This window comes from Psychrobacter sp. DAB_AL43B, assembly GCF_900168255.1.
In the GTDB taxonomy this organism is placed as follows: Bacteria; Pseudomonadota; Gammaproteobacteria; order Pseudomonadales; family Moraxellaceae; genus Psychrobacter.
This window is the reverse complement of sequence record NZ_LT799838.1, coordinates 3,016,109-3,029,611: the sequence shown is the minus strand read 5'-3', so window position 1 is coordinate 3,029,611 and position 13,503 is coordinate 3,016,109. Positions and strand designations below refer to the sequence as shown.

8 protein-coding genes, 2 tRNA genes and 3 rRNA genes are annotated in these 13,503 nt (G+C 43.6%); 10 read left to right on the top strand and 3 right to left on the bottom strand.

Annotated elements, in window-relative coordinates:
- Positions 1-72 precede the first annotated feature (72 nt).
- Positions 73-1,497 (bottom strand): anhydro-N-acetylmuramic acid kinase, encoded by a 1,425-nt coding sequence (locus DABAL43B_RS12895; RefSeq protein ID WP_079692763.1) that lies wholly within the window; start codon positions 1,495-1,497, stop codon positions 73-75.
- A 119-nt stretch (positions 1,498-1,616) separates the two neighbouring features.
- Here DABAL43B_RS12895 and tyrS point away from each other — a divergent pair, with 119 nt between their 5' ends.
- Genes tyrS through DABAL43B_RS12880 form a run of 3 tightly spaced genes read left to right on the top strand, consistent with a single transcriptional unit; the run spans position 1,617 to position 3,734 of the window.
- A complete protein-coding gene (gene tyrS / locus DABAL43B_RS12890) occupies positions 1,617-2,828 on the top strand; it encodes a tyrosine--tRNA ligase (RefSeq protein ID WP_079692762.1) in 1,212 nt (403 codons plus the stop codon).
- Between the two features lie 59 nt (positions 2,829-2,887).
- Positions 2,888-3,475: a GNAT family N-acetyltransferase gene (locus tag DABAL43B_RS12885; protein ID WP_079692761.1), complete on the top strand. Its 588-nt coding sequence runs from the start codon at positions 2,888-2,890 to the stop codon at positions 3,473-3,475.
- 22 nt (positions 3,476-3,497) lie between these two features.
- Complete coding sequence (locus tag DABAL43B_RS12880) at positions 3,498-3,734, top strand: DUF1653 domain-containing protein (protein ID WP_079692760.1); 237 nt, start codon at positions 3,498-3,500, stop codon at positions 3,732-3,734.
- A 130-nt stretch (positions 3,735-3,864) separates the two neighbouring features.
- Here DABAL43B_RS12880 and DABAL43B_RS12875 read toward each other — a convergent pair whose 3' ends face one another.
- Together DABAL43B_RS12875 and upp are read right to left on the bottom strand one after the other, a co-directional pair.
- On the bottom strand, positions 3,865-4,617 hold the full coding sequence (locus DABAL43B_RS12875) for an SDR family NAD(P)-dependent oxidoreductase (RefSeq protein ID WP_079692759.1): 753 nt from the start codon (positions 4,615-4,617) through the stop codon (positions 3,865-3,867).
- A 117-nt stretch (positions 4,618-4,734) separates the two neighbouring features.
- On the bottom strand, positions 4,735-5,376 hold the full coding sequence (gene upp / locus DABAL43B_RS12870) for a uracil phosphoribosyltransferase (RefSeq protein WP_079692758.1): 642 nt from the start codon (positions 5,374-5,376) through the stop codon (positions 4,735-4,737).
- 380 nt (positions 5,377-5,756) lie between these two features.
- Here upp and DABAL43B_RS12865 point away from each other — a divergent pair, with 380 nt between their 5' ends.
- From DABAL43B_RS12865 to DABAL43B_RS12835, 7 genes are all read left to right on the top strand, one after another.
- Complete coding sequence (locus DABAL43B_RS12865; RefSeq protein WP_227516695.1) at positions 5,757-6,470, top strand: DNA glycosylase; 714 nt, start codon at positions 5,757-5,759, stop codon at positions 6,468-6,470.
- 792 nt (positions 6,471-7,262) lie between these two features.
- A 16S ribosomal RNA gene (locus tag DABAL43B_RS12860) occupies positions 7,263-8,801 on the top strand.
- Between the two features lie 91 nt (positions 8,802-8,892).
- A tRNA-Ile gene (locus tag DABAL43B_RS12855) sits at positions 8,893-8,969 on the top strand.
- A gap of 11 nt (positions 8,970-8,980) precedes the next feature.
- A tRNA-Ala gene (locus tag DABAL43B_RS12850) sits at positions 8,981-9,056 on the top strand.
- Positions 9,057-9,403: 347 nt separating this feature from the next.
- A 23S ribosomal RNA gene (locus DABAL43B_RS12845) occupies positions 9,404-12,265 on the top strand.
- 185 nt (positions 12,266-12,450) lie between these two features.
- Positions 12,451-12,565 (top strand): 5S ribosomal RNA (rrf, locus tag DABAL43B_RS12840).
- Together the 16S, 23S and 5S rRNA genes with 2 tRNA genes alongside form the textbook arrangement of a ribosomal RNA operon.
- Before the next feature lie 439 nt (positions 12,566-13,004).
- Complete coding sequence (locus tag DABAL43B_RS12835; RefSeq protein ID WP_079692756.1) at positions 13,005-13,223, top strand: dodecin family protein; 219 nt, start codon at positions 13,005-13,007, stop codon at positions 13,221-13,223.
- Positions 13,224-13,503 lie beyond the last annotated feature (280 nt).

The following is a 13,503-nucleotide window of genomic DNA, read 5'->3' as shown; positions in this document are numbered from 1 at the left end:
CTGAAGAGGAGGGTATTTCGTAAGCCATTATAAAACACATAAGTGCACGTGTGTAAACTAAAATTTAATCAATCAGGCAAAACATACTTGACCCAATACCACGCCTTTATTTGCCCCCGTAACAGCTGGCAAGTTACCGGTTTCGCCCATTAGGGTTTGTCTTGCTAGCCATGCAAAGGCGACTGCTTCTACCCACGTTGGATCGAGTCCTAAACTGGCAGTGGTCTCTACGTTGCAACGCGGTAAATGCGCTTGCAATCGCATAATCAAATAATCATTAAGTGCACCGCCACCGCATACGTATACCGTGCTATTTTCATCAGCGTTGATAAACATATTGATTTGGGCACTGGCACTGATGGCTGTTAGCTCGGTTAAAGTTGCTTGCACATCCGCAGATGAGTAACGAATATGAGCAGATACTTGATCGAATTTTTGTAGCTCACGCTGTAACCAAACCAAGTTAAAATCTTCACGCCCAGTAGTCTTTGGATAATCTCTAGCAAAAAACGAATGTTCTAAAAGTTGATTGAGTAGTGGCTCAACGACTTGTCCAGATTGTGCCCACGCACCGCCAGCATCATAACCCTTGTCAGTATGCAATGCCGTCCACGCATCTAATAATAAATTCGCGGGACCTGTATCATAGCCAACGACTTGTTTTTTTTCATTATGGCTTTCTTCATTACTATTTTCTTTACTAGCAGTGATTGCTGGCAAGACCGTTATATTAGCGATACCGCCCAAGTTTAATAACACGCGAGTGCTATCAGGCGCGGCAAATAATGCTTGATGAAACGCAGGAACTAATGGCGCTCCTTGACCACCGACCGCCATATCGCGGCGACGAAAATCACTGACGACGCTAATACCCGTACGCTCAGCGATGATGTTAGCATCGACTAATTGCAAGCTAAAGCCCATTTGCGGGCGATGACGCACCGTTTGCCCATGACAGCCAATCGCCAGTACAGAATCACTATCAGTATTTGATTGCTGCAATAACGTATTAACCACGTCGCTGGCAAACTCAGCATATTCTTTACTTGCCCAACCGAACCAGTCTAATTCGCTATTTGGTTCACCCGCCGTTGGTATTAATTGATTGACGCCATTAGGCTGACATAATGCCAATAATACTTCACGTAAGCGTGGTGGAAAATCTTGGCTAACAGTCGCTAACAAGTGCATTGGCTGCTGTGTATCGCCTTCATTACTGATATTCGAACTACTAGTATTCGCACTACTAGTATTACTGCCAAATTGACAAATAACAGCGTCCATTCCATCTAAGCTGGTGCCTGACATCATGCCAATATATAAGCCATCATCGAAGTTTTCAAACACGGTTTGCTCGAGTGCATCAGTCAGCGTGGCATAGTTTAAATCGTCCATATTATCTAGACGCTTATCTAAACGGCTATCGAAGTCATCATTTAAACTCATATCTTGAACATTATTATGCTGACTATCAGCAATTGATGCGGGGTTGGTCATGGCAATTTACCTTAAAAAACGCTAGTATATCTGCCAAATTCTAACATTTTTTGATGGCTACGAGATTCTAAATAGCCCAAACGCTTCAACCCTTTGATAAAGACAATAAAGAGATCATCATGACCAATCAAACCTACACTCTAGAAGAACAGCTTGCCCTTATCCAGCGCGGCACCCAAGAAATCCTATCTGAAGAGGATTTAGTTAAAAAGCTTAAACTAAATCGTCCGCTACGTATCAAAGCGGGTTTTGATCCTACCGCCCCTGATCTACATTTAGGTCATACGGTTCTGATTAATAAACTTAAGCATTTTCAGGATTTGGGTCATGAGATCTATTTTTTAATTGGCGATTATACCGCCAAGATTGGTGATCCTTCTGGTAAAAACAGCACGCGTCCGCCATTAACAGACGAGCAAATCAAAGCCAACGCAAAGACTTATGCTGAGCAAGTTTTTAAAATCCTGGATAAAGAAAAAACTCGCGTCGTTTTTAATTCCGAGTGGTTTAACGATATGACAGCGGCGGATATGATTCAGCTTGCTAGCCAGCAAACCGTCTCGCGTATGCTTGAGCGTGACGATTTTTCCAAACGCTATGCTGCGCAAACGCCTATCTCTATCCATGAATTCCTCTACCCATTGGTACAAGGATATGACTCTATCGCGCTTAAAGCTGACGTCGAGCTTGGTGGTACCGATCAAACCTTTAACTTATTAATGGGTCGTACTTTGCAGGGTCGTTACGGTCAAGAGCAGCAAGTCTGTATCACCGTACCGATTCTAGAAGGCTTAGACGGCGTTAATAAAATGTCCAAATCACTGGGCAACTATGTCGCCATTTATGATGCACCGGGTACGATGTATCAAAAAATCCTCTCGATGCCAGACACATTAATCCGTCGTTATTTTGAATTTTTAAGCTTTAAGCCGATGGAAGAAGTCGAAAGCTTAATGAGCGAGATGGAAAACGGTCGCAATCCACAAGAAATCAAACGTATCCTTGCTGAAGAGTTAATTGAACGCTTCCATGATGCCGATGCAGCAGCTAATGCGCATAAATCAGCCGGTAATGTGTTGGCCGATGGTGAATTACCCGTTGATTTGCCAGAAGTGACCCTCGACTTGGAAGGTCAAGACGCACTATTTATTGCCCAAATACTTAATCAAGCGGGACTTGCCAAAAATAGCTCATCTGCCAAAGATATGATCAAACGTGGTGCGGTGAAGGTAGATGGCGACGTCGTCGATGGTGGCTTTAGCTTAATTGCTGGGCAAACGGTTGTTATCCAAGCGGGTAAGAAAGCCTATGCGAAAGTAACGGTAGGGTAGTTCGGAAATTGAGTTGGATAAATTAATTTATAAATCCATTATGGCTTAAGGAGAGAAAGATGTTTGACCTTCCTACGTTATCAAGTAACGGTATCACCCTTAAGCCATTAATGCTAAGTCATGCAATTGACTTAGCAGAAGCTTGCCAAGACGGTGAGCTATGGAAAATAAATGAAACTTCTGTACCCGAGCCCGATAAAGTCATTGACTATATTAATATTGCAGAATCAATGCCTGATAGACAAGCTTTTGTCGTCATTGATGAGTTAACCGGTAAAGCGATTGGTACAACGAGTTTCCACGATATTTTACCCTTTGCAAAACGTCTAGAGATTGGCTATACATGGTATGCTAAATCGTATTGGCGTACGCACGTCAATACTACCTGTAAGCTTATGCTACTCACCTATATATTTGAAACCTTGGAGTATCAAACCGTAGGCTGGCGCACAGATATTGGTAATCATCGCTCACAAGCAGCGATTGAACGTTTAGGTGCTAAAAAAGATGGCGTTATTCGAGGTAATAGAGTCCGCCGTGATGGCGTTATTTCAGATACGGTAATGTATAGTTTAATAAAATATGAGTGGCCAATAGTGAAATTAAAACTGACAAAAAACTTAATGATGCTCACTAAAACTTTATAACCATTGGTATAAGTAAGGAATTATGAATCAATCAATTCAAACCATTGCCCAAGGTATCTACCGCCATTATAAAGGCAGTCTTTATCAGGTTTTACATACGGTAAAGCATTCTGAAACCGAAGAAGTATTAGTCGTCTATCGTTGTCTTTACGGTGAATACGGTGTTTGGGTTCGACCAATAGCCATGTTTAATGAAACAGTCACGATAGATGGTAAAAAATTGCCAAGGTTTGAGTTGATTAAAGCACTAGCTGATTAAACGGTAAGTTTTTCATAGGCAATTTTTCGCTCAATAAAAAAAGCGACCTATAAAGGTCGCTTTTTTATACGTTTTAAATATTAAATTTATAAAGTTTTTTTAGCAGCTTACAAAACTATGATTTACATATCTACGAATCTTGCTTAGCAATCGTCAGACCATTATAAGTTTGCGCAACAGGCATGACTTCTAAACGGTTGACGTTAATATGAGCAGGCGATTCAATCAACCATAACAAGATATCGCCAATGTCATCACCAGTCATGGTTTTGAAGCCATCATAAACTTTAGCGGCTTTATCATCATCACCATGATAACGAACGTTTGAAAACTCAGTACCGGCAACATTGCCCGGTTCAAGATTGGTCACCCGAACTTGTGTACCGATTAAATCGGCGCGCAAATTTAGGCTAAATTGTTTCACAAACGCTTTCGTTGCGCCATAGACGTTGCCACCAAAGTAAGGCCAGCTGCCAGCAATCGAGCCAACATTTATAATATAACCACTATCGCGCGCGACCATGGCTGGCAAGACAGCATGTGTTAATGACATTAGACCTTTGATATTGGTATCGACCATACGCATCCAGTCATCAAGATTGGCATTTTGCGCAGGCTCTGTACCCAATGCCAGTCCAGCATTATTAACCAAGACGTCGATTTGCTTAAAGTCCTCTGGCAGATCAGCAATAATTTGTGGAATAGAAGCAGTGTCACTAACGTCCATTACTACTGGTAAGAACAAATCACCAAGCTCTTGCGCCAGTGCATTAAGCTTATCGAGTCGTCTCGCACAACCAATCACCCGATGACCTTTTGCAACCAAACGCCTCGTAAGCGCTTCACCAAAACCCGCACTTGCACCCGTAATCAATACGTTCATCATTCATCCTTGTTATTAATAAGAAGTCATTAATAATAAATTGTTAATGGCAGTCGTAATGGTAGCCATCAATGCTTAATCATACTTTACAGCCGCTATTTATAGCCGTCAGTTATATTAAATTTGCTTAGTACCAAATATCTTATCACCAGCATCACCGAGACCAGGGATGATATAGCCGTGTTCATCCAAATGGCTGTCTAATGCCGCTGTATAAAGCGTCACGTCAGGATGCGCTTCATTGACTAAGCGCACACCTTCAGGCGCTGCGACCAATACCAATGCTTTAATATTTTTACAGCCGTGTTTCTTTAGCATCTCAATAGTAGCAATCATTGAGCCACCAGTTGCGAGCATCGGGTCAATGATAATCGCGGGACGTTTGTCCATATGACTAACGAACTTTTCAAAGAACGGTACTGGTTCCAAGGTCTCTTCATCACGTTGTAAGCCGACAACAGATATTTTAGCCGTTGGGATTAAATCGAGAACGCCATCCAGCATGCCAATACCGGCGCGCAGAATCGGTACAATCGTCGCCGTCTTCCCAGTGATTTGCTCACCAGTAATATCACCACACCAGCCTTCCATTGGAAAGGTTTCAATCTCAAAGTCGCGGCTTGCTTCATAGGCCATCAAGCGTGCAAGCTCTTTGGTGAGCGTACGAAACTTATAAGTACTACAGTCTTTTTCACGCATGAGGCTGAGTTTATGGCGTACTAACGGATGATCAATTACGGTAATTTTTAAGTCACTCATGAGTAGTCTCTTAGTTTTGGTCTGATTCTTGGGCGTTATTTAATCTAATAAAATAAAAAATATAGGCATTTAGATAGACAATGGGCAAATAAATACATTGCGGCGCAGCGCTTTTAAATAAATTGTTTCATGATTATGTTCGACTTTATAACTATATGGTTATCTATAAAACCATCCATATCACTAACAAATCGTGCCTTGACTCTATCGGCTGAGCTTTTATAGTAATAAGAGACAAATCAACCAATCAATAATTATAAATAGTGGTTCATAGCAAGTCGTATAACCATAAAATATAGCTATATTAAAGCCATTGTACTTTAAGCAATGTTTACGCTTGCTATGATACCAAAAAAACCACTTTTCTGATGAAGAATATCATGACCAAATCCGCATCGAATACTCACACAACGCTATCAAAACCTGCTAACGACTTTGTATGGCCACAAAATTTAGATACAGAAACAGCAAATATCGAAACGCATCCTTTTGGTCCCGTCCTACCACCCGATGCGACGGTCATGATGATGGGTAGTTTTCCACCCACCGCTGATAAATGGGCGATGAGATTCCACTATCCTAACTTTCAGAATGACATGTGGCGCATTTATGGCCGCGTATTCTTTGACGACGCAGATTATTTTAGAGTAGGGGATGAGAAACGCTTTGATCCTGAGCAGATTCGCGCCTTTATGTTTGAGCGCGGTATTGCTTCTTGTCCCACAGTAGTACAAGCAATTCGCGAGACTGGCAATGCGTCTGATAAAAACCTAACGGTTGTAACGACTGTTGATTTAGATAGCATTTTGCCGCAAGTACCAAAGGTAAAATCATTATTCACTACAGGAGGCAAGGCAACAGAGGTATTGCTCAACTTGCTTAATACCCCACCAGCTAAGTCCAAGTATCCTAAGACCAATCAAAGTATCGACTATCCTTACCAGTGGCATGACACTGAACAAAGTCATATTGCAGAGCAAGTTAACGACTTAACACTATATCGTCTACCCTCAACCTCGCGAGCCTACCCATTAGCCTTAGATAAAAAAGTCGAAGCCTACAAAGAGTTCTTTAAAAAGATGGGTAAGTTGTAAGTAGAGTATGAAATGTCGAGTAACGACCGATTAACGACCGATTAACTCTATTGAGTAACCATATAAAAGAAGAAGACAATTGATTAATAGGCTAAATTTAGTTAATCATAAGTAGGTGGTAATTCCAAGCTATTGATAACTATAACAGTATTAAAGTAGTGATTAACATTGATTGAAAAACTTCACAAACCCCTTGACCCCTCCCTGAAACTGCGTATAATACGCCCCTATCGGAACGAAGCTATACTTATTAGGGCAAGTGATTGATCACTTAGTACTGAAGTTTAGCGAGATTGGCATTAGAGTTTATAATTACTTTAACACCAATTAAAAAATAAGTTCTTGACACCAGATTAAAAGCGTCTATAATACGCACCTCAGCAAAGGAAGCTGGCAAATAAGTTAACAAACTTATAACCCAGATAACTTACTGAAACGAATTAGAATAAAGGGTTGACAGATTATTTAAACATGATATGATAGTCGGCTCGCTAAACAAGATAAGCAAATGGCTTAGACTGATTAGCAAGAACATCATCTACTGGACGACAGTAGAGTGATACTATTTAAAAGCATAACTAAAGAACAACTTGTGTGGATTTTTGCTGATTCAGAATGCATAAAAATAAAGTTGGTTGACTCTCTTTTCGAGAGAATGCTAACTATAAAAATTATCATTTAAGACAGTAAAAAAACTCAAAGTTAATTCATTACGAACATAATTTTTAGCGATTTTGCCAGATTAGATGAGCCAAGTTTAGTAGCCTCTTTAAAGGGTTACATAGCAAGATTAAACTGAAGAGTTTGATCATGGCTCAGATTGAACGCTGGCGGCAGGCTTAACACATGCAAGTCGAGCGGTAACATTTCTAGCTTGCTAGAAGATGACGAGCGGCGGACGGGTGAGTAATACTTAGGAATCTACCTAGTAGTGGGGGATAGCTCGGGGAAACTCGAATTAATACCGCATACGACCTACGGGAGAAAGGGGGCAACTTGTTGCTCTCGCTATTAGATGAGCCTAAGTCGGATTAGCTAGATGGTGGGGTAAAGGCCTACCATGGCGACGATCTGTAGCTGGTCTGAGAGGATGATCAGCCACACCGGGACTGAGACACGGCCCGGACTCCTACGGGAGGCAGCAGTGGGGAATATTGGACAATGGGGGAAACCCTGATCCAGCCATGCCGCGTGTGTGAAGAAGGCCTTTTGGTTGTAAAGCACTTTAAGCAGTGAAGAAGACTCCATGGTTAATACCCATGGACGATGACATTAGCTGCAGAATAAGCACCGGCTAACTCTGTGCCAGCAGCCGCGGTAATACAGAGGGTGCAAGCGTTAATCGGAATTACTGGGCGTAAAGGGAGCGTAGGTGGCTCGATAAGTCAGATGTGAAATCCCCGGGCTCAACCTGGGAACTGCATCTGATACTGTTGAGCTAGAGTATGTGAGAGGAAGGTAGAATTCCAGGTGTAGCGGTGAAATGCGTAGAGATCTGGAGGAATACCGATGGCGAAGGCAGCCTTCTGGCATAATACTGACACTGAGGCTCGAAAGCGTGGGTAGCAAACAGGATTAGATACCCTGGTAGTCCACGCCGTAAACGATGTCTACTAGTCGTTGGGTCCCTTGAGGACTTAGTGACGCAGCTAACGCAATAAGTAGACCGCCTGGGGAGTACGGCCGCAAGGTTAAAACTCAAATGAATTGACGGGGGCCCGCACAAGCGGTGGAGCATGTGGTTTAATTCGATGCAACGCGAAGAACCTTACCTGGTCTTGACATATCTAGAATCCTGCAGAGATGCGGGAGTGCCTTCGGGAATTAGAATACAGGTGCTGCATGGCTGTCGTCAGCTCGTGTCGTGAGATGTTGGGTTAAGTCCCGCAACGAGCGCAACCCTTGTCCTTAGTTACCAGCGGGTTAAGCCGGGAACTCTAAGGATACTGCCAGTGACAAACTGGAGGAAGGCGGGGACGACGTCAAGTCATCATGGCCCTTACGACCAGGGCTACACACGTGCTACAATGGTAGGTACAGAGGGCAGCTACACAGCGATGTGATGCGAATCTCAAAAAGCCTATCGTAGTCCGGATTGGAGTCTGCAACTCGACTCCATGAAGTAGGAATCGCTAGTAATCGCGGATCAGAATGCCGCGGTGAATACGTTCCCGGGCCTTGTACACACCGCCCGTCACACCATGGGAGTTGATTGCACCAGAAGTGGATAGCTTAACCTTCGGGAAGGCGTTCACCACGGTGTGGTTGATGACTGGGGTGAAGTCGTAACAAGGTAGCCGTAGGGGAACCTGCGGCTGGATCACCTCCTTATAGACGCATTCGGTCAGCAAGAATTCACAACAAGTTGTTCTTTAGTTTAGCTAGTATTTATTATTAGCGCTTTGCCTTTACAGGCAGACACAGGCCTGTAGCTCAGCTGGTTAGAGCACCGTGTTGATAACGCGGGGGTCGGCAGTTCAAGTCTGCCCAGGCCTACCATTATTATATACGGGGCCATAGCTCAGTTGGTAGAGCGCCTGCCTTGCACGCAGGAGGTCAACGGTTCGACTCCGTTTGGCTCCACCATAATAAATACGATAGTAAATATATAAAATAAGCATAAACAGAATTAAATGATTGTAACTGATTATTTACTTCTGTTTTATACAGAATCTGTGACTCGATGAGAGCATAGAAACTATTTAAAAACATAGATATGAGTCTGGGTTAGGAACACGTGTTCACGCGTTGTTCCTAACCTTAATAACTCACTACTTAACGACATCAGTTGTTATCCCAGTAGTGAGTTATTAAAAAAGTAAAGAGAACTGAATCAAGCGTATAAACATAGGTGATATCGTTATCATAATTAGACTTATATAGCACTTAGAAGTTAAGATCTATTTATAGATCAAGACTACTTGGGGTTGTATGGTCAAGTAATGAAGCGCACATGGTGGATGCCTTGGCAGTCAGAGGCGATGAAAGACGTGACAGCCTGCGATAAGCTTCGGGGAGGCGGCAATATCCTGTGATCCGGAGATTTCTGAATGGGGAAACCCACCTACCATAAGGTAGGTATCTTGTACTTGTACAAGAAGCGAACGAGGGGAAGTGAAACATCTCAGTACCCTTAGGAATAGACATCAAATGAGATTCCCCAAGTAGCGGCGAGCGAACGGGGAGAAGCCGATTAATGCTAATGTAGAAGAACAGCGTGGGAAAGCTGACCGTAGTAGGTGATAGTCCTGTATTCGAAACATTAGCGTTAACATATTAAGTAGGGCGGGACACGAGAAATCCTGTCTGAAGATGGGGGGACCATCCTCCAAGGCTAAATACTCCTGACTGACCGATAGTGAACCAGTACCGTGAGGGAAAGGCGAAAAGAACCCCTGTGAGGGGAGTGAAATAGAACCTGAAACCGTGTGCGTACAAGCAGTGGGAGCCTTAATTTATTAGGGTGACCGCGTACCTTTTGTATAATGGGTCAGCGACTTATGTTCTGTAGCAAGGTTAACCGTTTAGGGGAGCCGTAGGGAAACCGAGTCTTAATAGGGCGTTTAGTTGCAGGGCATAGACCCGAAACCGAGTGATCTATCCATGAGCAGGTTGAAAGTGCCGTAACAGGCACCGGAGGACCGAACCCACTGTCGTTGAAAAGCCAGGGGATGACTTGTGGATAGGGGTGAAAGGCTAATCAAACTCGGTGATAGCTGGTTCTCCCCGAAAGCTATTTAGGTAGCGCCTCGGACGAACACCATTGGGGGTAGAGCACTGTTTCGGCTAGGGGGTCATACCGACTTACCAAACCGATGCAAACTCCGAATACCGATGAGTGATATCCGGGAGACACACAGTGGGTGCTAACGTCCATTGTGGAGAGGGAAACAACCCAGACCGCCAGCTAAGGCCCCAAATTCCTAGTTAAGTGGGAAACGAGGTGGGAAGGCATAGACAGCTAGGAGGTTGGCTTAGAAGCAGCCATCCTTTAAAGAAAGCGTAATAGCTCACTAGTCGAGTCGGCCTGCGCGGAAGATGTAACGGGGCTCAAACTAGGAGCCGAAGCTGCGGATTTGAATTTGTTTTCAAGTGGTAGGGGAGCGTTGTGTAAGCCTGTGAAGGTGTGTCGTAAGGCATGCTGGAGGTATCACAAGAGCGAATGCTGACGTGAGTAACGATAATGCGAGTGAAAAGCTCGCACGCCGGAAGATCAAGGGTTCCAGTCCAACGTTAATCGGGGCTGGGTGAGTCGACCCCTAAGGCGAGGCCGAAAGGCGTAGTCGATGGGAAATTGGTTAATATTCCAATACTTGTTTATAATGCGATGGAGGGACGGAGTAGGTTATGCCAGCCTGGCGTTGGTTGTCCAGGTGGAAGGATGTAGGTAGACAGTTTAGGCAAATCCGGACTGTCATTATACTGAGATCTGATAGCAAGCTGTACTTGTACAGCGAAGTGGCAAATACCATGCTTCCAGGAAAAGCTTCTAAGCAATAGTTATAAACGAATCGTACCCTAAACCGACACAGGTGATCAGGTAGAGAATACCAAGGCGCTTGAGAGAACTCTGCTGAAGGAACTAGGCAAAATGGTACCGTAACTTCGGGAGAAGGTACGCTGCCGATGGTGATAGGACTTGCTCCTTGAGCTGTTGGCAGTCGCAGATACCAGGCTGCTGCAACTGTTTATTAAAAACACAGCACTCTGCAAACACGAAAGTGGACGTATAGGGTGTGATGCCTGCCCGGTGCTGGAAGGTTAATTGATGGGGTTAGCGTAAGCGAAGCTCTTGATCGAAGCCCCAGTAAACGGCGGCCGTAACTATAACGGTCCTAAGGTAGCGAAATTCCTTGTCAGGTAAGTTCTGACCTGCACGAATGGCATAATGATGGCAGCGCTGTCTCCAGCAGAGACTCAGTGAAATCGAAATCGCAGTGAAGATGCTGTGTACCCGCGGCTAGACGGAAAGACCCCGTGAACCTTTACTACAGCTTTACATTGAACTTTGACCTGACTTGTGCAGGATAGGTGGGAGGCTTTGAAGCAGACACGCTAGTGTTTGTGGAGCCAATCTTGAAATACCACCCTGGTCATGTCGGGGTTCTAACTCAGGTATAACAATACCGAGGACAATGTATGGTGGGTAGTTTGACTGGGGCGGTCTCCTCCTAAAGAGTAACGGAGGAGTACGAAGGTGCGCTCAGAACGGTCGGAAATCGTTCATAGAGTATAAAGGCAAAAGCGCGCTTAACTGCGAGACCCACAAGTCGAGCAGGTACGAAAGTAGGTCTTAGTGATCCGGTGGTTCTGTATGGAAGGGCCATCGCTCAACGGATAAAAGGTACTCTGGGGATAACAGGCTGATACCGCCCAAGAGTTCATATCGACGGCGGTGTTTGGCACCTCGATGTCGGCTCATCTCATCCTAGGGCTGAAGCAGGTCCTAAGGGTATGGCTGTTCGCCATTTAAAGAGGTACGCGAGCTGGGTTTAGAACGTCGTGAGACAGTTCGGTCCCTATCTACCGTGGGCGTTGGAAATTTGAGAGGATCTGCTCCTAGTACGAGAGGACCAGAGTGGACGAACCTCTGGTGTTCGGGTTGTCACGCCAGTGGCATTGCCCGGTAGCTACGTTCGGATGGGATAACCGCTGAAAGCATCTAAGCGGGAAGCCCACCTCAAGATAAGATTTCCCTAAAGAGCCGTTGAAGACTACGACGTTGATAGGCAGGGTGTGGAAGCACAGCGATGTGTGTAGCTAACCTGTACTAATTGCTCGTTTGGCTTGACCATACAACACCCAAGTGGTTTGTATGAAAGCTCTAATTAATCTGTCTTGTATAGCTTATGCTATAACATAGAAAGTAATATTTCGATATCACCTTTAACCTTGATTCAGTTAGGTTACAAGTTGATCGACCAATAGATAATATCTTGACGTCAAAACAATAATAACAGACTCATATCTAACCCCCTTTGCTGACGACAATAGCACGATGGCCCCACCTGATCCCTTCCCGAACTCAGAAGTGAAACATCGTCGCGCCAATGGTAGTGTGGGTCCGCCCATGTGAGAGTAGGTCATCGTCAGCTCTCTATTCCTGAATATCCCCCGACTAGTTATCTAGACGGGGGATTTTCTTTGTGCGGGATTTGGGGCTTTAGGGAGCTATATAAAACGCTGGTGATGAGAAAGATATGAGAGATGCCGCTTCGCAGCTCAAAAGGTAAGGCTTTACTTCGAAATAGCCATATTATCATGATGATATTATGGCTTTTTTTATATAGTTAGTGCTACGGCTCAATCAAAAAAATAAGGGGCTGTAGTAGATAAGGATTAATAAGAAAATAGTAGGCGGCGTAAAGAAAACTACATGAAGTAACAGTTAGGTGCTGTTGCTATACAGATGCGTGTTACTAGCCTATAGAAATATCATTAGAATAATAAGGCAGTTTGTTTAATAAGTACGGTCAGCATGACGCTGTCTTAAAAAGTAGTATATTTTAAAATCACATGGATGAGAGAAATATTATGACTATTGCAAAAAATATTGAAGTGAGTAGTACCTCTAAGACTAGTTTCGAAGATGCGATTCAAAAAGGGGTTGCTCAAGTTGCTAAAACAATCAATAACGTCCAAGGTGCGTGGGTAAAAGAACAAAAAGTCGGTATCACTGATGGCAAGATTGATAAATACCACGTCATTATGATCGTTAGTTTTGTTGTGAGTGATGATTCTGATTTAGGCTAGCAGATTGATATCTAGGTTTATGACCTAAATCCAGATTAGTTTTTAACGATATAGATTATAAAAAGAGACTGCATTAGCAGTCTTTTTTTGCATCATGGTTAGCTTTTAAATATATTATCGATAATGAGCACAGAATATTTTTCATGATTAGTAAGACAGGCTTTAAGGTTTTTGATCTTTCTGCCATATTGTCGTAGTGATAATATGGTTTTTTTTATGTGGTTAAGTCTATAGGTACAAGGTTTTGACAGTATAACGACATTATCATAACTTTTATCCT

Excerpts from the sequence above, each read along its gene's own strand:
- DABAL43B_RS12880 (WP_079692760.1), top strand. The coding sequence starts at position 3,498 with ATGAATCAATCAATTCAAACCATTGCCCAAGGTATCTACCGCCATTAT.
- upp (WP_079692758.1), bottom strand. The coding sequence starts at position 5,376 with ATGAGTGACTTAAAAATTACCGTAATTGATCATCCGTTAGTACGCCAT.
- DABAL43B_RS12895 (WP_079692763.1), bottom strand. The coding sequence starts at position 1,497 with ATGACCAACCCCGCATCAATTGCTGATAGTCAGCATAATAATGTTCAA.
- DABAL43B_RS12865 (WP_227516695.1), top strand. The coding sequence starts at position 5,757 with ATGACCAAATCCGCATCGAATACTCACACAACGCTATCAAAACCTGCT.
- DABAL43B_RS12835 (WP_079692756.1), top strand. The coding sequence starts at position 13,005 with ATGACTATTGCAAAAAATATTGAAGTGAGTAGTACCTCTAAGACTAGT.
- DABAL43B_RS12875 (WP_079692759.1), bottom strand. The coding sequence starts at position 4,617 with ATGAACGTATTGATTACGGGTGCAAGTGCGGGTTTTGGTGAAGCGCTT.
- tyrS (WP_079692762.1), top strand. The coding sequence starts at position 1,617 with ATGACCAATCAAACCTACACTCTAGAAGAACAGCTTGCCCTTATCCAG.
- DABAL43B_RS12885 (WP_079692761.1), top strand. The coding sequence starts at position 2,888 with ATGTTTGACCTTCCTACGTTATCAAGTAACGGTATCACCCTTAAGCCA.